General features: G+C 43.9%; 21 protein-coding genes. 11 read left to right on the top strand and 10 right to left on the bottom strand.

The features are described from left to right. Nucleotides 1-156: 156 nt before the first annotated feature. The 3 genes from VME0621_RS00590 to VME0621_RS00600 all read right to left on the bottom strand — a co-directional run bounded on the left by VME0621_RS00590 (nt 157) and on the right by VME0621_RS00600 (nt 4,127). Nucleotides 157-2,121, bottom strand: coding sequence for an NHL repeat-containing protein (locus tag VME0621_RS00590; protein ID WP_231892894.1), 1,965 nt, complete (start codon nt 2,119-2,121; stop codon nt 157-159). A gap of 233 nt (nt 2,122-2,354) precedes the next feature. Then, on the bottom strand, nt 2,355-2,918 hold the full coding sequence (locus VME0621_RS00595) for a TetR/AcrR family transcriptional regulator (protein ID WP_062461320.1): 564 nt from the start codon (nt 2,916-2,918) through the stop codon (nt 2,355-2,357). 123 nt (nt 2,919-3,041) lie between these two features. Beyond that, entirely contained in the window at nt 3,042-4,127 is a 1,086-nt protein-coding gene (locus VME0621_RS00600; protein ID WP_062461322.1) for a glycerol dehydrogenase, read from the bottom strand. A gap of 349 nt (nt 4,128-4,476) precedes the next feature. Between VME0621_RS00600 and dhaK the strand changes: the two genes are divergently transcribed. From dhaK to ptsP, 3 genes are read left to right on the top strand one after another with little or no spacing between them, the layout of a single operon-like run. Beyond that, a complete protein-coding gene (gene dhaK / locus VME0621_RS00605; protein WP_062461325.1) occupies nt 4,477-5,535 on the top strand; it encodes a dihydroxyacetone kinase subunit DhaK in 1,059 nt (352 codons plus the stop codon). Nucleotides 5,536-5,550: 15 nt separating this feature from the next. Then, nucleotides 5,551-6,186, top strand: coding sequence for a dihydroxyacetone kinase subunit DhaL (gene dhaL / locus VME0621_RS00610; protein WP_006069634.1), 636 nt, complete (start codon nt 5,551-5,553; stop codon nt 6,184-6,186). Between the two features lie 2 nt (nt 6,187-6,188). Beyond that, on the top strand, nt 6,189-8,585 hold the full coding sequence (ptsP, locus tag VME0621_RS00615; RefSeq protein ID WP_062461328.1) for a phosphoenolpyruvate--protein phosphotransferase: 2,397 nt from the start codon (nt 6,189-6,191) through the stop codon (nt 8,583-8,585). A gap of 71 nt (nt 8,586-8,656) precedes the next feature. Here ptsP and VME0621_RS00620 read toward each other — a convergent pair whose 3' ends face one another. Beyond that, nucleotides 8,657-9,382, bottom strand: coding sequence for an HAD-IIB family hydrolase (locus VME0621_RS00620; protein ID WP_062461329.1), 726 nt, complete (start codon nt 9,380-9,382; stop codon nt 8,657-8,659). Nucleotides 9,383-9,552: 170 nt separating this feature from the next. On the opposite strand from VME0621_RS00620, the gene VME0621_RS00625 reads away from it, so the two are divergent. After that, complete coding sequence (locus VME0621_RS00625; RefSeq protein WP_062461363.1) at nt 9,553-10,134, top strand: dioxygenase family protein; 582 nt, start codon at nt 9,553-9,555, stop codon at nt 10,132-10,134. A 21-nt stretch (nt 10,135-10,155) separates the two neighbouring features. Here VME0621_RS00625 and VME0621_RS00630 read toward each other — a convergent pair whose 3' ends face one another. Continuing rightward, nucleotides 10,156-10,764 carry a DUF6198 family protein gene (locus VME0621_RS00630; protein ID WP_006069638.1) on the bottom strand — a complete coding sequence of 203 codons (609 nt, stop codon included), beginning with the start codon at nt 10,762-10,764 and terminating at the stop codon, nt 10,156-10,158. 250 nt (nt 10,765-11,014) lie between these two features. Between VME0621_RS00630 and VME0621_RS00635 the strand changes: the two genes are divergently transcribed. Then, nucleotides 11,015-11,599, top strand: a complete 585-nt coding sequence (locus tag VME0621_RS00635) for an acyl carrier protein phosphodiesterase (RefSeq protein ID WP_062461332.1) — start codon at nt 11,015-11,017, stop codon at nt 11,597-11,599. A 94-nt stretch (nt 11,600-11,693) separates the two neighbouring features. Beyond that, nucleotides 11,694-11,909, top strand: coding sequence for a TIGR02450 family Trp-rich protein (locus tag VME0621_RS00640; RefSeq protein WP_006069640.1), 216 nt, complete (start codon nt 11,694-11,696; stop codon nt 11,907-11,909). A 22-nt stretch (nt 11,910-11,931) separates the two neighbouring features. Here the strand turns inward: VME0621_RS00640 and pncB are convergent, their stop codons facing one another. Continuing rightward, complete coding sequence (gene pncB / locus VME0621_RS00645) at nt 11,932-13,167, bottom strand: nicotinate phosphoribosyltransferase (RefSeq protein ID WP_062461335.1); 1,236 nt, start codon at nt 13,165-13,167, stop codon at nt 11,932-11,934. A 183-nt stretch (nt 13,168-13,350) separates the two neighbouring features. Here pncB and VME0621_RS00650 point away from each other — a divergent pair, with 183 nt between their 5' ends. The 4 genes from VME0621_RS00650 to VME0621_RS00665 all read left to right on the top strand — a co-directional run bounded on the left by VME0621_RS00650 (nt 13,351) and on the right by VME0621_RS00665 (nt 16,261). Next, nucleotides 13,351-14,019, top strand: coding sequence for an isochorismatase family protein (locus VME0621_RS00650; RefSeq protein ID WP_062461338.1), 669 nt, complete (start codon nt 13,351-13,353; stop codon nt 14,017-14,019). Beyond that, nucleotides 14,012-14,344 (top strand): YnfA family protein, encoded by a 333-nt coding sequence (locus VME0621_RS00655; protein WP_038227010.1) that lies wholly within the window; start codon nt 14,012-14,014, stop codon nt 14,342-14,344. The genes VME0621_RS00650 and VME0621_RS00655 overlap by 8 nt, the downstream gene beginning before the upstream one ends. Before the next feature lie 162 nt (nt 14,345-14,506). Further along, nucleotides 14,507-15,799 (top strand): DEAD/DEAH box helicase, encoded by a 1,293-nt coding sequence (locus VME0621_RS00660; protein WP_231892895.1) that lies wholly within the window; start codon nt 14,507-14,509, stop codon nt 15,797-15,799. Between the two features lie 114 nt (nt 15,800-15,913). Beyond that, nucleotides 15,914-16,261 carry a DOPA 4,5-dioxygenase family protein gene (locus VME0621_RS00665; RefSeq protein ID WP_062461341.1) on the top strand — a complete coding sequence of 116 codons (348 nt, stop codon included), beginning with the start codon at nt 15,914-15,916 and terminating at the stop codon, nt 16,259-16,261. On the opposite strand, the gene hpfH is transcribed toward VME0621_RS00665, so the two are convergent. Both hpfH and hpfG read right to left on the bottom strand, forming a co-directional pair. After that, nucleotides 16,258-17,223 (bottom strand): (2S)-3-sulfopropanediol dehydratase activating enzyme, encoded by a 966-nt coding sequence (gene hpfH, locus VME0621_RS00670; protein WP_038165968.1) that lies wholly within the window; start codon nt 17,221-17,223, stop codon nt 16,258-16,260. The genes VME0621_RS00665 and hpfH overlap by 4 nt on opposite strands. 71 nt (nt 17,224-17,294) lie before the next feature. Then, nucleotides 17,295-19,826 (bottom strand): (2S)-3-sulfopropanediol dehydratase, encoded by a 2,532-nt coding sequence (hpfG, locus tag VME0621_RS00675; RefSeq protein WP_062461344.1) that lies wholly within the window; start codon nt 19,824-19,826, stop codon nt 17,295-17,297. A 381-nt stretch (nt 19,827-20,207) separates the two neighbouring features. On the opposite strand from hpfG, the gene VME0621_RS00680 reads away from it, so the two are divergent. After that, on the top strand, nt 20,208-20,948 hold the full coding sequence (locus VME0621_RS00680; RefSeq protein WP_065311638.1) for a sulfite exporter TauE/SafE family protein: 741 nt from the start codon (nt 20,208-20,210) through the stop codon (nt 20,946-20,948). A 71-nt stretch (nt 20,949-21,019) separates the two neighbouring features. Here VME0621_RS00680 and VME0621_RS00685 read toward each other — a convergent pair whose 3' ends face one another. Together VME0621_RS00685 and VME0621_RS00690 are read right to left on the bottom strand one after the other, a co-directional pair. After that, on the bottom strand, nt 21,020-21,454 hold the full coding sequence (locus tag VME0621_RS00685; protein WP_031493468.1) for a hypothetical protein: 435 nt from the start codon (nt 21,452-21,454) through the stop codon (nt 21,020-21,022). Between the two features lie 138 nt (nt 21,455-21,592). Continuing rightward, entirely contained in the window at nt 21,593-21,964 is a 372-nt protein-coding gene (locus tag VME0621_RS00690) for a YybH family protein (protein WP_062463838.1), read from the bottom strand. Between the last annotated feature and the right edge of the window lie 49 nt (nt 21,965-22,013).

Raw genomic sequence — 22,013 nt, forward strand, 5'->3', positions numbered from 1 at the left:
ATAAACTCAACTGATTCATTAGGTTAGTATCTGTTTCTAGATGTGAACTACGCTGAGGAAGTTACAATGTGGCGGGATTTTTCGGGCGAAGAAACGACGAGAGGCCTAAATAGTAGGCCTCTCTATGCGTTAACTTACGATGGTATTTTCATTACGCTATTTGTTTGTTCGGACTTGACCGATTAATGGGTTTTTCACTGGTTTGGCTATACCGTAAACCGCGACAATACCGTTTCCTCCTCCCATGGTTGATGTTCTGCGCTCAGGGTTTTTATCAGTTAAAGCACTAATCACATTCCAGTTATTTGCTACCCATACGTTACCTGCGTCGTCCACCATTGTGTCTGTTGCTTCTTGCATTACACCACTTTTGTATGAGTGAATAAGGTCACCCGTTTTGGTATCCGCAGGGCAGCTAGAAGTATCTTCACCGCACACTTGAGCAAAACCTGTACCTAAGAAGTTACCCACAAAGACATTGTCAGCTCCGTCAATACTAACCCCCCATGCTGCATAGATTTCTTTATCAAGTAAGTTAGATTTTACCACTTCACCATCTGGAGAAATCATTGTTACATTGCCTGTTTTTGGTATATCAGCTTGGTGCGCAAATATGTTCTCAATTGAGATACGGAATTCATCAATAATGCTTGTTCCTTTTGGAATGTTAGGTAACGGGTAACCCGGAGACAAGTTAGCGCCTACCCATACGTTGCCTTTTGAATCAATAGCGAGACCACGTGGAGCGATACCAGTTTTAATTTGCTTTGCATTAGCAGGGTTATCTGCCTCAAAACGTGTGACTGTCATTGAGCCGTTATTTGTTACCCAAACCACGTTATTGTTGTCTACAGCGACCGCAAATGGTCTTTTAAGTCCCGGTACATCAACGATCTCGCCTTTGGTGTAATCGCCTTTAGGGAAACGTATCATATGGTTGTACTGGTTATCACAAACCCAGACATCGCCATTTGGAGCGGTTGCTAGACCTTGTAATTGGCCGTGCTGACCATTAATAGTTGCAGGGCCGAGTGCTTTACCTGTCAGATCGAATACACCAACTTTTGCATTGAATGTACTAATCCAAACCTTGTCTTTTGACACAGTAGTACCCCAGCCGCTGCCATCGAGTCCTTGACTGTTATACCCAACGAGAGGAGGGGACAGTGGCTTGCCACTCGGCGCCATTTTTACTACGCCACCGCCAATCGCTGTGCTTAAGCCCGACTGAGAACCCGGCATCCAGTTTTGTCCGCTCCAAAGCTGACCTTCGTTATCAAACATCAGGCGGCCTGGAGAATAAATACCGCCGCCAGTGAAACGAACCATCAGTGCAAAATCATCTGGCGTGTAGCTCAAGTATGGTAAAAAGTCGGTATCTCGACGCTGCTCACCCTTTGGATAGACGTAGGCATTAGCAAACTGATCAAACAAAGCCTTAGTGTGTAAATAGGGCTGCTGGGCAATCTTGGATAGTGCTTCCAACGTATCGTCACTATTAGTGATCGCTAAATATTGGTCACATAGGCCGCGTGCTTGCTCTGCACCACAAAGCGCAGTTAATGCTGCGAGCGTATTCATACGAGCGACTGTCTCGGAGTCTGCTGAGTTAACTCCGTTGAGTACGGTAGCGCCAAACTGGCCCGTTTGCACATCAACTAAGTTTTGAACTTGCTCTGAGCCGATAAGTAAGCCGTTTTTAGAGCCGCTCAAACCATAGTTTTGAACGTATTGTTGAGCATTTGGCCAAAGTGAACCGATAGTAGAGAGTTCATTCAGTACAACATCACCTTGCTGCTGGCTATTTAAAATCGCCAAGCTTCGGTATTTTTCAACGGACTTGCCTTGGATAGTGCCGCCTTTTGCTGTTAGGTAATAGACCCCTTCGTCTTGTCGTGTATTCTCAGAAAAGGATACCTGGCCATCGTGTCCACTTTTACCTTCAGCCATAAGCACTGGTGATTGACCAGCTTGTGCATACCACAATGATACTTGAGCATCGCTAATTTGTTGGTGGTCAGATTCTACCGTCACATCAAACGACAGTGTGTCACTTGCATGGACGCTAGCGGATAGCGCAAGAGCAGCAGGAAGAATAGTCGCGAGTTTAGAAGCTTTCATGGTAATCCTCATGTGTAAATTCAGTAAGTTGTTCTTAGACATAAAGAGAAGAAACTTCCTAATTTGCTGTCTCGCCTCAGTTGATGAGGTAATACTAACCATCCGGTCGGTCGAGAACAATCAACAGCACTAAGATGTGGATTAAGTTTGGTTCACTTAAAGTTAAACTCAGATAAATGTATGTTAGTTAACAACTAACACATGCACAGAGGTGAGGAAGGAAGAGAGTAGTGTTAGGTAACAGGGCAGTTTAGTAAACGTTTGAACACTAGAGTACTTCCATCAACAAACAATGCTTGTCGTTGATGCTCTTCGTAAACTAGGTTCTGCGCTGTAGACATAAACATTGAATAGACAGACTCAACTAGCACTTCTGTACTCTCATTTTGTAAACCATTACGGTGTTGGGCTTCCTGAATAAGACGGTGCAGTCCATCAAGTGATAGCTGTTTAGCTCGCTGACGAGCTTCTCTAGGAACAGAGCGAGATGTGTAATACATGCTCAAAAATGCTACTTTCTCTGGATTTAAAATTGCCCAAGATAGACTTTCTCGCCATAAAAGCTCTAATCGAACATTGATATCTAGGGTCTCATGGCTGGTAAAAAAGTCGTAATCTGTCTTGATCGATTCATAAATTGCATTTGTGAGAGCCTGTTTAGATTTGAAATGATGGAATAGCGTTGCTTTTGCAACCTCTGCCTGTTTCGCTACCTCAATGGTGGATAAGGAATCGATGCCTGTCGTTGTTGCTAGCTCAAGAGCCACTTCTAAGATACGTTGCCTTTTGGCTGTCACTGTCCTAACTCTCTCTTTTTAAGAATCTTTTTGAGTATAGATAGTAAATTGGCAGTAGGGAACATCGACCAAAAAAAAGAGCCAGCTTAAAGCTGGCTCTTGATTCTCATAACGACAGGGAGATTACTTTTGACCAAGTTGGTGTGCAGTAAGGACCGCCGCGAACACACTGTCTGCAGTAACAGGGAATGGCATGTTGTGAATGGTCTCACCTTCAGCCGTTGCGCCTTCTGCTACTTCAAATAGCTTGTCTTTGTTGATTTCTTTTACGCCCATTTCAAACAGGTTAGTTGGTAGACCTACTTCGCGGCAGAAGTTGATTACAGTGTTAATCTCTTCCATTGGTGCGTTTTCTAGAACAAGTTGAACCAACGTACCAAATGCTACTTTTTCGCCGTGATACAGGTGGTGACATTCTTCAAGTTTCGTTAAGCCGTTGTGAATAGCGTGCGCAGCCGCCAAACCCGAGCTTTCAAAGCCGATACCGCTTAGGTATGTGTTTGCTTCGATGATGTTTTCAACAGCCGTAGTGCTGACGCCATTTTCAACGGCAACTTTTGCTTTTAGGCCATCTTCAAGCAGCGTTTCGTAGCAAAGTTTTGCCAGTGCTTGGGCAGAGCGTGTTGGTGCGCCACCAGCCATTGTTGCTTTGCCAGATGTCATGTTGGCACGTGCTTCGAAGTAAGTAGATAGAGCATCACCCATACCAGCTACAAGAAGACGAACTGGTGCGCCAGCGATAACTTTGGTGTCCATAACAACCATATCTGGGTTTTTAGGGAATAGCAGATACTCAGCGAACTCGCCTTCTGGTGTATAGATAACCGCTAGTGCACTTGTTGGCGCATCAGTTGAAGCGATAGTTGGTACTACAACAACTGGGATCTTAGTGTAAAACGCTACTGATTTAGCCGTATCTAGCGTTTTACCGCCACCGATACCGATGATGACATCGTTCTTTTGAGTTGCGCAGATGTCAGTAAGGCGGTCGATTTCGACACGTGAACATTCACCGTTAAATACGTCCATTGCCAACGGCATATCTTCTTTAGAGAAGCTTTCTTTAACTGTGTCGCCTACAAGGCCAGTTACAAATTCATCAGCAATAGCAAGTGGGTTAGCACCAAGTGCTTTTACATAGCTAGCGATAGAGCCTAATACGTTTTCACCTTGAACATACTTACTTGGGCTAATAATAATTTTGTCCATTTTTTCAGACCTTCTGTTAATGGTTATCTTTGTTTCAACGTTGGATTCATCATAGATATCAAGGCTGCGTTTACTAAGTCATTCTCCACTGCGCTTGTTGTTTTTATGACATGGCTAGCAAAGCCAGATTTGCGAAGAATGGAGAGTATGCTCATATCTTGGAGTAGATCACTAAAAGGACAAAATAGCGACGTTGGCGTTCCAAAATGAAACGATAAATAAACGGAAATGTTTCATTATGAAACGTAAATTCTTTTCGTTGTCTGGGGAGGATTTGTTCATATTATGGACCTAAACCTACACAAATCCAATTAAACGAACATTAAAAATTACAAAAGAGAAACAAGGTATGAAAAAGCTAATAAATAGTGTTGAAGACGTTGTAAAAGAGCAAATGGAAGGTCTTGCTGCCTCTCGCCCACAATTAAAAGCTAACTACGAGCCACGTTATATGTGGCATGAAGAAACGCCAGGACAAGTGGCGTTAGTTTCCGGTGGCGGCGCGGGTCACGAACCATTGCATGCGGGCTTCATTGGTAAGGGTATGTTGACGGGTGCTTGCCCAGGTGAAGTATTTACGTCACCAACACCCGACCAAATGTACGAGTGCGGTAACCAAGTGAACACGGGCGAAGGCGTTTTATTCTTCATCAAAAACTATACTGGTGATGTCTTGAACTTTGAGACAGCGGTGGAGCTTCTTCATTCTGACGGTATCAAGGTTGGCTCGGTGTTGATTGATGATGACGTAGCGGTAAAAGATAGTCTATATACCGCAGGCCGCCGTGGCGTTGCTGGTACAGTACTTGTCGAGAAAATCGTGGGTGCAGCAGCAGACAAAGGTTACTCATTAGAGCAGTGTGAAGAACTCGCTCGCCGTATTAATAATAACTGCCGCTCGTTCGGTGTTGCTTTAGATGCATGTGTAGTACCAGCAGCGGGCAAACCATCTTTCCAACTTGCAGATGACGAAGTTGAATTTGGCGTTGGTATCCACGGTGAACCGGGTATTGAGCGAATTAAATACACCAACGCTGACGAGCTGGTTGACAAGATGTTCCTTGAGCTAAAAGAAAACATCGCTTATAGCCGCACGCTGCGTATTTGGAATCGTGTTGAAGGTGAATGGGACGAAGTAGAGTCAACGATTGAGAACTTTGAAACAGATCATGACTATATCGCTATTGTGAACGGCCTTGGTGCAACACCAGAGTCGGAACTTTACGGTGTATACAACCGTTTGGCGCATAACTGTAAGAAAGAAGGTTTCCGTCTTGCTCGTAACCTAGTGGGTAACTACTGTACGTCTCTGAATATGGAAGGTGTGTCTATCACGCTATTAAAAGCAGACACAGAGATGCTAGAGCTATTCGATGCTCCAGTAGATACAGCAGCGATGAAGTGGTAAGCCGAGGAATAACATATGCAAATTGAAAAACAACACATCATTAATTGGCTTGAGCTTTGCGCAGTATCGTACGAAGAAAACCAAGACTTTCTAACAGATCTTGACCGTGACATCGGTGATGCAGACCATGGTCTAAACATGAATCGTGGTTTCAAGAAAGTAAAAGAAACCTTGCCAAAAGTTGAGAAACAAAATATCTCAACCATTTTGAAAAATACCGGTATGACATTGTTGTCTAGCGTTGGCGGGGCGAGTGGTCCATTGTACGGCACGTTATTTATTCGTACAGCTGCGTCCGTAGGAAGCCGTGAATCTTTGACTTTCCAAGAGTTAATTGACGATCTTAAGAGTGGTGTTGATGGCGTCATCTCTCGCGGTAAAGCAGAGCAGGGCGACAAGACCATGTGTGATGTTTGGTTACCTGTACTAAACGAGATGAAAACGTCTCTAGAAGGCGGTACTAGCCCAGATCATTTACTTGATGAAATGGTGGAAGTTGCAGAGAAAAGTGCAACGTCAACGATTGAAATGCAAGCGAAGAAAGGCCGTGCAAGCTATTTAGGTGAGCGCAGTATCGGTCACCAAGATCCTGGTGCGACGTCATCACTTCTAATGATCAAAGCACTAAGACAGGCGATAGCAGGAAAGTAAGCATGGTAGGCATTGTAGTAGTATCGCATAGCCGCCTATTAGCAGAAGGAGTGGCCGAACTGGCCACTCAAATGACGCAAGGCAAAGCTAATATTGCGATCGCAGCGGGAGTTGATGATCCTGAGAACCCAATCGGCACAGATGCAATTGCCGTTATGGGGGCGATTGAAGAAGTATGTGACCAAGATGGTGCTGTAGTTTTAATGGACTTAGGTAGTGCGCTACTTAGTACTGAAATGGCATTAGAACTGTTAGATGATGAGACCCGTGACAAAGTCGCGTTGGTGTCTGCTCCAATAGTAGAAGGCACAATGGCAGCGTCAGTAGCGGCAGCGGCTGGCTTGCCTATTGAGGCAGTAATCGCTGAAGCATCCAGCGCTTTAGATGTAAAAAAAGAACATCTAGGTGAGGATCTTACTGTGCAGTCTCCTGACTTTGCGGGCGAGCCTGTCGACGATGCGAATGCGTTAAGCTTTCAATGGATGGTTAAAAACCCTCATGGTATTCACGCACGACCAGCTGCGGCAATCGTTGGTTGTCTAGCGCCGTTTTCTAGTGATGTGTATTTAGAAAAAGCAGGACAAAAAGTCAGTGCGAAGAGTCTAAATAGCATTGCTAAATTAGGAGTTCGTTGTGATGAACAGATTACGTTCTATGTCAGTGGTAGTGATGCCCAAAACGCATTAGATGCTTTTGTTAGCCTTGCCAATGAGCACTTTGGTGAAGCGGAACAAGTCGCTAAAGGTGAAGTAGTAGAAGAGGTATTGGAGCAAGCTCCCGAGCTTACTAACGATATTGAAGGTGCTTTGGCCGGTATTAGTGTCAATGGCGGTATCGTGACGGCTCCAGCAGTCATCTTTACCCAAGAAATGCCCAATGTTCCGATACGCACATTTACCAATGCAGAGCAAGAATTTGCGAAGCTTAAACACGCTATCGCAGAGGTTAAGCAACATTTAGAAGCTCAAGCAAAATTGCCGCATGGTGAAATCTTTGCTGCGCATGCGATGATGTTGGCTGACCCTGAAATTGCGACTCAAGCAGAAGCAAAAGTTGCAGCGGAGTTAATCGCTGAGCAAGCGTGGATGGACGTGATGATGGCGCTAGCGGCACAATATCAAGCTGCGGAAAGCCAATACATGCGTGAGCGTGAAGCAGACGTTTATGATATTTGTCGTCAAGTGATGCTGTCATTGACGGGTGAGAAACCGAAGGCGATAACCATCGAGCAGCCAAGCGTTTTACTCGCTCGTGACTTAATGCCTTCGGATGTGGCGGGTCTTGATAAATCAAAAGTGGTAGCTATTTGTCTAAGTGAAGGCGGTAAAACCTCTCACAGTGCTATCTTGGCAAGAGCTATGGGAATTCCTGCAATAGTAAAAGTTCAAGGTTGCCTTGAACAGGTTAAAGCAGGTGATAACATCACAGTAGATGGCTTCAGTGGATTATTGTGGTTTGCCCCAACTCAAGCGGTACAGGAAGAGCTAAATAGCAAGCGTCATGAATGGCTTGCGGCTCAAGAGGTCGCGTTACAAAACGCTCAATCACAAGCAGTAACCCAAGATGGTACCTCGATTCACGCTTTGGCTAACATCGGTGGTCCTGAAGATGTAGAAGCGGCGTTAGCCAATGGCGCTGAAGGGGTTGGCCTGTTCCGTACCGAATTTTTGTTCCAAGAAAGCGCAGAACTACCAACAGAAGATGAACAATATACGGTCTACAAAAAGATTGCAGCTGCGTTTGGCGACAAGCCAATCACGATCCGCAGTCTTGATGTTGGTGGTGACAAGCCGCTTGCCGCATATCCGATGCCAGAAGAGGAAAACCCTTTCTTGGGTCAACGTGGCGTGCGTCTGTGTTTGAAGCATGAAGCGCTTTTTGAAACGCAGTTACGTGCAGTTTTAAGAGCTTACGCAGAACAACCTAACATTCAATTGATGATTCCAATGATTGCAACGGTTGCTGAAGTAAAAGCAGTGAAAGCATTGATCGCTAAACAGTGTGATAAGTTGGGGTTGCCTGAATCCACTCTGCCTGTTGGCATAATGATTGAAGTACCAGCTGCGGTATTCAACGCGGATGCCTTAGCGGCAGAGGTCGACTTCTTCTCGATTGGCACCAATGACCTAACACAATATGTTATGGCGGCTGATCGAGGAAACACTGAAGTTGCTGAGCTAGTAAATTACTTCGAACCAGCGGTTATTAAAGCTATCGAACTGACCATTCAATCTGCAAACAAAGCCGGTATTTCGGTTAGTATGTGTGGTGAAATGGCAGGGGATGTTAAAGCGACAGAGCTATTGATGAATCTAGGGCTGAGAAAATTCAGCGCGAGTTCTACACTGATTCCAGAACTTAAACAAAAAGTACGTTCCCTAGATTTTGCAAACGCATAATCATCTTTAAGATAGCTAAACATGGCCAGTAGTTAACACTACTGGCTTTTTTGTTGTTTGGATCTACACATTCATCGATTGTTTTGCCAGTGTTTTAACCCTTCGAGTACACCAAGCGCATGGGTATTTTTCGCCGTATAGACATGAGATAAAGAAGAAAGGTGCGCGACCTCTTGATAGTGATTCGCCACCAATATTGCGTTAATCCCTGCTATGGTCAGCATAGCGGTATCGTTGCCGGAGTCGCCTGCAACGACAACTTCTGAAGGACAGAGCTTATGCTTATTCATTAAGTGGTGGATGGCTGTTGCTTTATTTATACCTTTTGGTGTGATGTCTAAAAACCAATCGTGCGAGTAGGTGAGGTCGACATACAGCTCATTTTCTTGAAACAGAGCTTGTAGGTACTGTAATTGCTTACCGTCTAATCTCCCTTCATAAGTCAGCTTATAGCTGCCCTGATGTTCAGGTGTCTGTTTCCCCAAAAAGCCACAATCATGTAACGCGGCAGAAACTCGTCCTTCATCCCATAGACAATCCATTTTTGTGTGCCAGTCATAGTCAGGGGTTAGCGTACGTTTATGATGAATCTGAGTACCGACGTCACTGACAATAGTGTTAGGTCTAGGTAACGTATGCTGAGCTAATCCATCGTTAATTGAATGAAAGGTTCTCCCCGTAGCGACTACGAACTGCATACCTGTTTGAGCTTCAACGTAGGAAGTAAACTCTGATAACTCATCGGTAGGCCCACCACTGATTGTTCCATCAAAATCGCATACCAACATCTTTATCATTGAATAAACTCCTTTTTTCTTGATTTAAGTGTATATCAACTGTTTTCCGATGACTGTTATTTCGACAACATTTGCAAAATGTGTGAGGACAGTGAATGCAATTGATCAAAAACTGGCAATCCGAACCATCTGAGCCACAATTGTTTTTAAGAAGCGTGGAGGACTGTACGATGCAAAGGAGAGATTTTCTGACCATATGCTCGGTGTGGTTTGCGTGGCCTGTATTGGCTAACACACGCCTGCCAATGACGCCAACACAGGCAGAAGGCCCATTTTATCCGCTTAACACTATTCCAGTTCGCTCAAATCTCATTCTCAATCAATCATCGCTCATTGGGAAAACTCTCGAACTAAGTGGTCATGTGAAAACACCAGAAGGCAAACCTATGAAGCAAGTTCGTGTGGAAATTTGGCAATGCGATGGTGCTGGTGTTTATGATCATCCTAGACAGCCTGGCGTTGAACAATTCGATCGAAACTTTGCTGGTTCTGGGGCAACTGAGTCCAACGAAGAGGGCAGGTTTAATTTCACTACTCTCTACCCAGTACCTTATACAGGAAGGCCGCCTCATATTCATGTGAAGCTATGGCTTGGAAATAGAGAACTGTTAACCACACAACTATATTTGCAAGGGCAAATAGGTAATGAGTGGTGGGGTGGTAATGAGCGTGAGTTGCTTCAATTAGAGCTCAAAGATGCTAAAGGAAGTGCGCACGCTCATTTTGATTTTATCGTGGCTTCACTTAGTTAAGCCACGTTGGGGATCGGAATTTTATGACTGGCTTGGTAAGGGCTGATAACGCCCTGGCTTGTGATTCATCGCTAAAATTAGGTTAGTTGCAATGGCTCCGACAACGGATAGAGCGATGAGGTAGAAATCGACTACAAACAGTGACAGAACCACAATAGTGCAGTCTAGTGCCATTTGAACTTTGCCCGCTCGAATGCCGAAGCGCTCTTGCAAGAACAGAGCGAGAATATTAAACCCACCTAAACTCATTTTATGACGGAAAATGACCAACATGCCCATTCCAATTAGTCCGCCACCAATCAACGCAGCATAGATTGGTTCAATATGTGCGATCTGAATGACGTGGTGAAGATGGTCTACCGCGAATGAAACGATACTCACGGCAATAAAGGTATTGATGGTGAACTGCCATCCCATTCGGGTTACCGAAAGAATGTAGAACGGTAGGTTAAGCATAAAGAACACTTGACCAAAACTGAGAGCGGTCACTTTAGTGATAAACAGCGCGAGTCCCGCAGTGCCACCGGTCAGTAGCCCCACTTGGTTGAAAAAAATAACGCCAAGTGATACCAGTGCGCTGCCAAGAGTGAGAGCGAGTAGGTTCTCTCTAAGGCTATGATCTTTGTCCATAAAGACACTTCCTTTGAAAATAAAAATGATATCTACAGTGCAAACGATCCTTCGTGGAACTTCACAAATGTAAGAGGCGCGAGTTTAATTGTGACGGCAGGGTGGTGTCGAGTTGATGGCTGATATCAGATTTTTATTGAGTGTTTCGTCAGATTTACACTTGGCGCATACGATGCTATGAGTGAGTGTGGGATTTGACCGTTTGGATAACAGTCACCACAATGTAGCAAACGACTAGTAATGGAGAGTTATGAATTTCTTAGCACACCTGCACATTGCGGATCACTGTCAGAGCAGTCTACTAGGCAACTTACTTGGAGACTTTGTTAAGGGGGACCCCTCAAAGCTCTATAATTCTGATGTTAGCCAAGGGATCAGGCTGCACCGTTTTGTCGACTCTTATACCGACAACCATGCCATCACCAAACTGTGTAAACAGCGTTTCGATCCAGACCTAAAACGATTTGCGCCTATCGCCATGGATATGTTTTGGGACCATTGTCTAGCCAAGCGATGGCATGATTACCACCATCAAACCCTGCAAGAATTTGTTGATAGTGCAGAAGCAAAGATTACGTCTACTGAAGAAGTATTACCAGAGCGTTTTATCAATATGACTTCTCATATGTGGCAAGGACGTTGGTTAGAGTCATACAGTGAACTAGAAAACATACAGTACGCCTTAGAGCGAATGTCACTTAGAAGTATGCGCATGACACCTCTTGCTGATTGTGGAGTGCAACTAGAACAGAATTATCAAGAGTTTTCAGACTTTTTCGCTGAACTCTATCCCGAGGTTCTTGAGCAAGCGATTAAGATCGGGAAGATTTTCTGACGATTTGGCGAACTATGTTTGTCTTGTTTGAACTTAATTTATACCTGACGCGTAGAAGAAATTCTAATGATAAACAGATGGTTATGGGTTTGAAATGAATCGTATTAATCCAGCGAAATTACGAAACAGCAAATGGACGGCGATTAAACCGCTTAATAGAGAAAAGCACTTTCTGGTGTCAGAAGTCGAGTTTGAAGAGGATGGGACAGTCATGTCGTGCAAGCTTGAAGCCGTGCTGTCTCGTAACGAATATCCGATTGATTGGACAGAGTTAAAAGACAGCGAAAAGTGGCTTCAAGGATGGAAATAGCGGCGTGGTTGAACGTGTGAGCTTACGCCGCATATTTGCTTTGTACACCGAAGCTTTTCTTTAATTCAGCCAAAAATTCTTCATCTTCACACATAGCTTTTTCTGGCTCGTCACTGATTTTTGCAACAGGACGACCGTTGCATTCAGCCATTTTGACGACAATAGACAGGGGTTGGTATTGCACAGAGTCTTGTTGCCAATTGCCCATGTCATTGGCTAGGAATGTACCTATACCAAAGCTGATATTCGCACGACCCGCGAAGTACTCACATATGTCGAGAGCGTCAGCAAAGTTTAGTCCGTCGGTGAAAATTAAGATTTTTGACATTGGATCGATACCAAGGGATTGGTAATGCGCGATCATCTTGTCACCCCATTCAAAAGGATTGCCTGAATCATGACGCACGCCAGCGTAGTCATTGGCTCGCTCTACATTGAAGTCCTTTAGAAAGGCATCAATACCAATCGTATCAGTAAGCGCAATACCAAGTTTTCCATTAAACGTAGACTGCCAAAGGTCTAGAGCAACTTGTTGCGACTTCTCTGGTTCCACTAGTGCTTGATGCGCCATAAACCATTCATGTGCCACGGTACCAATTGGCGTAAGGTCTAGCTCTTTTGCTAATTGATAGTTGCTTGTGCCACTCATTAGTGCAGGAGCATGTTGCTTGAAGTAGCTCACCACCTCGCGTTGAACCGGCGCGCTAAATCGACGACGGCTACCCATTTCAGAAAACTGAAAATTTTCAATGGAACGTTTCTTCAGTTCGGATTTTATTGCATCGACTTTTTGTTCAAGCGTAGTCGTGAACTGAGAGTAAGGTATTGCGTTCCAACGTTGGCGACTGCGCAGCTCTGAGATAATGCTCATCACCAAGGTTTCGTAAAGAATGGTTTCGTGCCAAATGCCGGTAATGGAAACACTAAGCTGCTCATCAGTCTTAGATACCTTCACTTGGTGCTTAGGAGCAAATGCGAAGTCAGACAGATAAGTGAGGAAGTTGTCATTTAGATAAGGGGCTTGGGTTGTTAAATAAGCAATATCTTCGGTCGTAAATCGATAGCCTGAAAGAGCGTTTATCTCTTTTTCAATAAGGGGTTGGAGGTCTGATAAATCTTCATTCGATCGAACAATAAGTTCGTAACGCACGCGAGTCTGCGGATAATGCGTGAACGCTGCAAACATCATATTGATTTTGTATACGTCTAGGTCGAGTGCGCTTTGAATAATACGATCGTTGAAAAGTGAGCCTGACATCCGGCATTCCTACTGTGTTACTAGGATTGATAAAGAAGTGGCACTCTAGATAAGGCTGAGAAAATTGTCAAATACCCTGTTGGGTGAAGACGCTATTCGTAAAGGACGTGTGTTATCTATTTACTTAAGTATGATAGAGAGTATTACCGATTAAACCCTAGACGAATCGTGAAGGAAGTCACCATGTCTTTGACCACTATACAACTCTTTAAATCCCAAACTGCGTCCATTGATGTGGACCCTCAAAAAGGATTTAGCGAGCTGTGTCCCGATGAATTGCCAGTGCAAGGCGCGCTAGAGATTGTTACAGAACTGGTAAACAATCATAGCAAAGCGGCGTTAAAACTGGTTTCTCGAGATATGCACGCTCCTGGCGCTGCTTGGGAAGCGGAAACGCCTGAGCGTATGCTGGAACCCGTCGGATTGCCTGAGGTCGACATCAAATGGAATCCTCACTGCGTAGTGGGAACGGAAGGCGTGGAGTTGCTTCCAGGACTGCCAGCGATTCGCGACTATGATTTTCAAATCAATAAAGGCATCGATCCAGATGCTCATCCTTATGGTGCATTTTATCACGACCAAGCTGATACATTATCAACGGGAGGGATTGAGTTTTTACAATCTAAACGGGTTAAGAATGTGATTGTTGGTGGCTTGGCTCTAGACTTCTGTGTGAAAAAGTCTGTTGAACAGCTCGTCGATGCAGGCTTTAATGTTATTCTCAATTTAGCTTCGACGCGTGCCGTATTTCCTGACAATGTGCAGGAAGTCATTGAGCATCTTGTTAGCCAGGGTGTGACAGTTGTGGAAGACGCTGCCTCCATCCAGTTATTGGATACTTTACATGCCTGAACTAAAAACAATGGGGCTGTTCTTCGTCACGGCCGTGGCGGAGATATTAGGTTGCTATCTGCCTTACTTGTGGTTAAAAGAAGGGAAGTCAATTTGGTTGCTTGTCCCTGCCGCGATTTGCCTTGGGTTGTTCGCTTGGCTTCTTTCTTTGCACCCTACGGCGGCCGGCAGAGTTTATGCAGCGTACGGTGGCGTATATATTTTCGTCGCGATATTGTGGCTTTGGCTTGTTGACGGCATTCGTCCAACCATGTGGGATATTGTCGGCGTATCAGTCGCATTACTTGGTATGGCAATTATCATGTTTGCCCCAAGAAACATTTAGTCTAAGTAGCAAGTTGAAAGCAAAGCATTGGTATATCTGCTCGGTAGTAGCAGTTATACACCGTTCAAGTCATGATTGATGAACTAAGTCAATAATGGCGTTAACCAATGTCGTGTTATCTGATACACTCGCGACCCCTAAATAATACCTGTTGGCGAATTTATGACAGACAAGACTTTACTTGATGCTTCCGAAGACGTGACTTCGTTTGATTCTTTTGCTTTTAGTAGCACAATTCATCAAAACCTAGCTGAGTTGAACTATGAGTCGCCAACACCTATTCAAGCACGTGCTATTCCACATGTTCTTGATGGCAAAGATATCTTAGCCGGAGCACAAACAGGCACGGGAAAAACTGCGGCGTTTGGGCTTCCTTTGATTCACAAAATTGCTCAAGAACCTAAGGATCGAGAGTCTAACTCAAAAGTTATTCGCTCTTTAGTACTCACACCAACAAGAGAACTTGCACAACAGGTGTTTGATAGCTTAGTACCGTTAGCAAAAGACACTGGACTTAAAGTAGTTGTTGCTTACGGTGGCACAAGTATGGGCGTACAAACTAAAAACCTAGTTGGTGGTGCTGATATCTTGGTAGCAACACCAGGACGCCTTTTGGATCACCAACATAACCGCAATATCACTTTATCTGAATGCGAATATCTAATCTTGGACGAAGCTGACCGTATGTTAGATATGGGATTCATGCCAGACTTGAATCGTATTCTCAAGCGCTTACCAAAAGAGCGCCAAAATATGATGTTCTCAGCAACATTTGAACAGCGTATCAAAACGCTAGCGCATCGTATTATGAATGAGCCCATCGAAGTTCAAGTCACCCCAGCGAACTCGACGGCAGATACCGTAAAACAGATGGTTTATCCCGTCGACAAAAAACGTAAACACGAACTGCTGGCGTACTTAATTGGTTCCCGCAATTGGCAACAGGTATTGGTGTTTACCAAAACAAAACAGGGTAGTGATGCACTCGCAAAAGAGCTTAAGCTCGATGGCATCAATGCGGTTTCGATCAATGGTGATAAGAGCCAAGGAGCGCGTCAAAAAGCGTTGGATGATTTTAAATCCGGAAAAGTACGAGCATTGATTGCAACGGATGTTGCGGCTCGTGGACTAGATATTCAGCAGCTGGAGCAAGTTGTGAACTTTGAGCTGCCGTATAAAGCGGAAGATTATATCCATCGTATTGGACGAACAGGTCGAGCGGGGCATGCGGGTTTTGCAGTATCGTTAATGAGTCACGATGAGCAGTATCTTCTAGAAGCAATAGAGCGTTTGCTAGATACGCGATTACCACAAGAGTGGTTGGCAGGCTTTGAACCAAGTCCGGCCTCTGAAGTCGAACCTGATCTTGCACCTCGCCGTAAAGGTCGAGGGGCGGATAAACGTAAGATGAAAGCCAAGCTTAAGATTCATGCCAATCGTGGTAAAAAGCGCTAATTTACTTCAAAGAAAATAAGGGTAAGAATTTAACTTCTTCCCTTATTTTTCAGATAGATATCAGTTACAATCCCGCCACTATTTCCTCACGCAATTTTATCGCAAAGTAACCCCATGACATCACCTCAAACCCCCAAAAACCTTCACGATAAATACCATGCACACGTCTACTTTGATCAATCTTCTTTAGAAATGGCTACCGTGTTAAGTGAAACAATTACAGAAAAATTTTGTCTGCATGTCGGAAGAGTACATCAAAAGCCTGTTGGGCCTCATACGAAATGGAGCTTCCAGATTTTGTTCTTTCGTGAAGACTTTGATGCACTTATCCCTTGGCTTGATAGTGTTAGAGGCGAACTCAGTGTTTTAGTACACGCTGACACTGGCGATGACCTTATTGATCACACCACTTATGCATATTGGCTAGGTAAAGAAGTGCCTCTTAATCTTGATGGATTCTAATTTGCGCATTTCAGGCTGGCGTTTTTGGTTCCAACCGTACAATGGATGCCTCGGCGATTAAAGTAGTCGGCAATTTGATTTACCCTTAGTTGAAAGCTGTCACGGTCAAAGACTAGGTCGGCCATCTTGTATGGCAACCCTAATGAGCGGTATTTCTCTTCCCCTAAGCGCATAAAGCTAAGTAACTGCAGCGTTTGTACGCGTCCGTTGAGCTCATTAATAATGAAATCGGCGGTCGCGGCAATATTCTCATCGTCATCGTTGATGGACGGGATAACTGGGATTCTCAATATGATGGGCTTTTCAGTTTTACTCAATGCTCTAAGATTATTGAGGATTTTGCGATTATCAACTCCGGTGTGCGCTTTGTGGCGCTGGCTATCTAGTAGCTTAATATCGGAGATAAATAGATCGGTATAGGGAAGGAGCTTTTCTATTCGGTTCCAGTTAGCAAAGAAACTCGATTCTAAACAAGTGTGGATGTTTTCTTGTTTGCATAACTTAAACAACTCCAATACAAAGTTGCTCTGTAAAAGGGGCTCTCCGCCAGACACAGTTACACCTCCACCTGAACGTTGATAGAAGCCTTTGTCTTTGCGGATAGCCGCCATGCACTCATCCAAAGTCATGAAACTGCCCCATTGTTTGATTGCTTCTGCAGGGCAGTCGTCAGAGCAAGCCATACAGGAAGAGCAAAAATCACGTTTGACTTCAAATAGACAATCATCGGAAAACGTCAACATATCGGGCGATGGACAAACATCTAAACACGTTCCGCAGTGCTCATTTGAGATGCACTGGTTATGGTAGACCCCGACTTCTATTCTGCGATTAAAACTCTCCGGGTTTCCACACCAATCACATCGTAGAGGACATCCTTTAAGGAAGAATTCAGTTCGGATCCCTGGACCGTCGTGGAGTGTGAAACGCTGTACATTCAATACGGTGGCTTGGTTTGACACAAATAACCTCAATTAAGTTAGAAGCTGGGCGTTGAATGCCCAGCTTGACAGTAGTTGTATTAGGTTATTTGTTAGAACCTAAGCTCGGTGCGTTGAATTAAGTCGTCTTGCAAAGGTTTCCCAAGTTCCACGAAATACGCACTGTATCCTGCTACTCGCACTAACATGTCTCTGTATAGCTCAGGATTTTTCTGAGCGGCGCGCATTTTGTCCGAACTCATAATATTAAACTGCACGTGCATGCCTTGTTTGGAGATGTATTCGTCGATAAAACTGACAAGAATATCTCTTCCTTCAATACCTGAAACGGCGTCTTCTGGAAAACGTAAATTGAGTAGAGTGCCATTGGTTGCCAAGCTGTGGTCTACCTTAGTGACGGAGTTGACGATAGCGGTCGGGCCTTGCGTATCGTGCGAACCGCCTGCGGTATGGACAGGTCCCATGTTATCAGAGATAGGTTCTTCATTTTTGCGACCATCTAACGACGCATTGGTGTATAAGCCCATACCAACATTCGCATTGACGGTGTATACGCCTGGACTAAACTTTCCGCCTCTAGGGTTGATGCGTCCTTTGATATGACGGCAATAGCATTCAAACATAAAGGTGAATAGCTCATCGGCTTCATCGTTGTCGTTGCCATAATGGGGGATCTTGGAGCTATTGACGAGCGCGTACAGCTTTTCATAACCAACCCAATTATTCTTCACAGCATCAAGCAGTTGTTTACCCGTGTACTTCTTGTCATCAAATACTAACTTCTTAATGGTAGAAAGAGAATCGGCGCAAGTGGCTACTCCAGCAGCCTGCGGAGCAGTACCATTATATTTCACACCACCAAATGTCATATCTCGTCCGGTTTCGATACAACCTTCAAAAAACGCTGAGATATAGGGAGTGGGTTTGACCATACGATGAATTTTGTCGGTGACATTTAAGCAGGTACATAATTGATCGCACCAGTACGCAAACTGCTTATCGACACTTTCGAGAACTTGTTCAAATGTTGCGTAAGTTTCTAAACTGCCAGTATCTGGCCCCAGTTGCTGGCCGGCATTTGGTCCTGATAGAATTCGTCCACCATTGATGACCATTTCCATCATTTTTGCGGTATTCACGTAGCCGGCGTCCAACCAACCATGCTCTTTGCCGGGGATTGTAGGTTCAACGCAGCCAACTACAGCGTAATTTCTCGCCTCAGCTAAAGACACCCCTTTACCTAACATGGCTTTTATCGCTGGGGTATCATTGAACAATTTAGGGTGACCGTAACCGGCTCTAATGCATTCAATCGTCTTAATCTTGAGCTCGTACGGTGTTTTCTCGTGCATTCGAACGCAGACCCAAGGGTTCATCATTCGAGTATGGGCTGATGCTTCCAACATTAACATTGTTAGGTCGTTGGTGGCGTCTTCACCTTCTGAGTCTACTCCACCTAGAGTTAAGCTTTCTCCACCAAAACCTCGACCATTGCGAACTTTTACTGTGCCTTTATCTTTGAGCTTAGTTGGATTGTTCATTTTGACGTAAAGCACTTCAATGAGCTCTAAGATAAACGACTTTGATACGGCACGTTCATTGACATCTTTTTGGTAGAAGGGAAGTAACCATTGGTCCATACGACCATAAGAGATAGAGTGACCATTTCCCTCAATTTGGGTCAAAGTAACGGCAAAATTGAATAACTGAATAGCTTGCCAGAAAGACTTTGGAGCACCACCTGCGATTTGCTGACAGTTGAGGGACATGGTGTACAGTTCTTGTTTGCGTTTAGCGTCAGTTTCATGTCCCGCCATTTCAGACGTTAACTGCGCGTACCTTGTAATATAGTGCTTAGCCGCTTCTAAACACACAATGGTCGCTTTGTAATAATCTCGTTTATCGCTATAGTCTGGGTCTTGTTTCGACAATTTCTTCAATGCGGAATCGGCCTGCAAGATAACCCCGTCATAACCAAGCGTCATGAGCTTAGTGAAGTCCATGGCAAAATGTCCGATGCCTGCAAAATGGTAGTTATTGGTCTGAAAGACTTTTTCACCAATATGTGAGCCTTTCTTTTGGTCATCATCAAGGTGGGCCGTAATGATCTCATTGGCCGTTTTGCCTTTCCAGTATGCGCATAACTCCAAAATTTCGTTTTTATCCTGCTCACTACGTATATAAAATTGGTCGTTACTTCGTTCTTCAAAAGGAGAGTGAAGGATTTCGTCAATGATCCAGTCAACAGAGAATTCAGGATAAATAGGTGAGGCTTTTGCTGGAGCAGCAATCTCCCCTAGGATTAGTTCGTCATCATAAACGTGCAGTGTGCAGTTATGGAGAATGTTCTGGAAAGCGAAAGCAGTCTGCAGGATACGTGGTAAGGTTTCATTCTCTCGATATGCTTCGGTAACAAGACGAAGACGTTCAACGTCGATATCATACGACCTATCTAGGAAGGTTTGTCTTAATTGATTGACTCGCGGGAAAGGGGACCAATCGGCATGATCCACTTGGTATCCTAACCCATAAACCTTATCAAACTCTTCGATTCCCCTTGCTGACGTGTGCTGATGAGCCTGTGTTTCAAACAACTGCTCCGACTCTAACTGGAAGTGATCCATTGTTTACCTCATAAATTTAAATACGATGAATTCGTTAACAGTTTCAAATCGATACTTCTTTAAAGGCGTCCGTGTTGAAGATCGATGAGTGCTCGTGTTTATCCGCTACCACGGTTTGTCTACAAGGAGCTGAAGGGAAGGCTGATTGGGATGAGAGCCTGTAAAAAACACCTTTAGTCTTATAGACGCTTTTGAGTGAGCGTATTGTTCAAAACTGTATGGATATGGTCATTATAAGGAGATGAACGTCCTGTTCTGAGAAAATAGTCACACTAACGAATCAAAAAGTACATAAAACAACAAAATGTGACACGAGTAATGGTTATTAAATTTCATGAGTCTATAGTGTGAAGAACTTTTAACGGCTGAATAACAGGACATATGGATACCACTTTAATACTCGTTTCGTTGATCATTGCATTAGCGGGTTTCACACAGGGGCTAACGGGATTCGGCTCAGCGTTAGTGTCGGTTCCGTTGCTTTCATTCATTGTTGGAGCTCAAACAGCAGTTCCAATTGCTGGCATTTTTGGCTGGCTAGTTACTTTGCCAATCGTTTGGAAAATGCGCCATTCAATACAACGCCAAACTGGATTGATTCTATTTGCCGGTTCGGTACCAGCTTCTTTTGTTGGCGCTAAATTACTTGCAACAATGCCTTCCCAGTACATTCTTTTGACTATGGGAATTGTGTTAGTTACTTCAAGTTTACATTCTCTACGCTCAACTAAGCCTTTGTTTAAAAAGACTTCTGTTCCGGTAACAGTAGGGGCAGGTTTCACTTCAGGTGTTTTAGGTGCTAGCGTAGGTGAATCGGGTCCTCCTGTGATTGCGTATACATCGATGCAGCCTTGGACGGCCGATCAAACCAAATCGACATTGGCTTTCTTCTTTATGTTGCAGATGATTGGTGCCAACGTGAGTTTTTGGAATGAAGGTTTGATAACTGAAGAAGTGTTATCTTTGGTGATGTCGGCAATGCCAGCGTTTGTCATTGGTTTAACTGGCGGGATGATCGGCTATCATCTTTTACACAAATACAAAATTGACTATCACCGAATCGTACATATCTTTTTATTAGTCATTGGGTGTATGCTAGTGGCGAAAAATGTTCATTTTTGATTATTATTGGTGTTTTTTAAATGGAACCTTCACATGGAAGGTTCTATTTTTTGATAGTTCAGTTTAGTGTGTCATTGGCAAATTTCTGTTTTATAACGTATTGCGTTGCTGATAACGTCACCAGCACCTGCTGTTGATATTTCGTCAACTTGATCATTGAGCTGAACCCTGAACCCTTCCTCGTTAGTAAAATACCTTGCAAATTGTGGTGGAATGGCGAAGCGAATAAGCTTTGTTACTCCACGAACGCACTGATATTCTACAAACTCATTGAGCAAAATGGTTTGCTGATCTGCTAATAGATAAACGTTCAACAACTTCTCTTCATCGTTATCTAAAATATCTATTGAGAGGTGAATACATGGATCACTTGGTGTTTTGTGAATTGAAACTCGTTTGATAACACTAAGCTCACATTTCGCTTCTGCGACATGACCATAATGGAAATTATGTAGAGTCCAATAACCTGAAACCAGTGTTTTTCTGTCGTAGTGATTTACACCCATAATTTAACCCTCATAATAATAAAACTATGTCCATTATTTATGCGACGCTTAAAAGAGTTAAGTAATTTACGGTAGGTAACAAGTTAGTAGTTTATACTAGAGTTACAATAACAAAGACAGACCGATACCATCACACCATTAACGCTCACCAAGCACTTCAAACTCATCATAAGTTAACCGAGACGCACCATCGGTTTGAATTTCCCATAGCTCTTTATGAACAACTCCAAAGGCGTTGTTCATTGTCCAGTCTGAGGTCAAAATGTACGACGTTTCTCCAGCCTTTTCCCATTTAGTATTGGTGTAATCAACGTCTTTAAATCCTTGATCCATAATGTTTTGCCAGAATGCCTGTATTGCCTCTCGACCTTCAAATGTGCCAAAAGGTTTCGCTACCATTACAGCGTCTTCGGCGTATTGTGCCGCGCAGCCAGCAGCATCTTGGTTATTAAATGCAACTTGCCATGCGGAAATTCCAGTTTTTGAGCGTTCTAAAGCTGATTGAGTCATCATCATACCTTTCAATTTGGGTTGTGTAAGAGCTAATCATAGAGATAGT

Source organism: Vibrio mediterranei (assembly GCF_900088415.1).
In the GTDB taxonomy this organism is placed as follows: Bacteria; Pseudomonadota; Gammaproteobacteria; order Enterobacterales; family Vibrionaceae; genus Vibrio; species Vibrio mediterranei.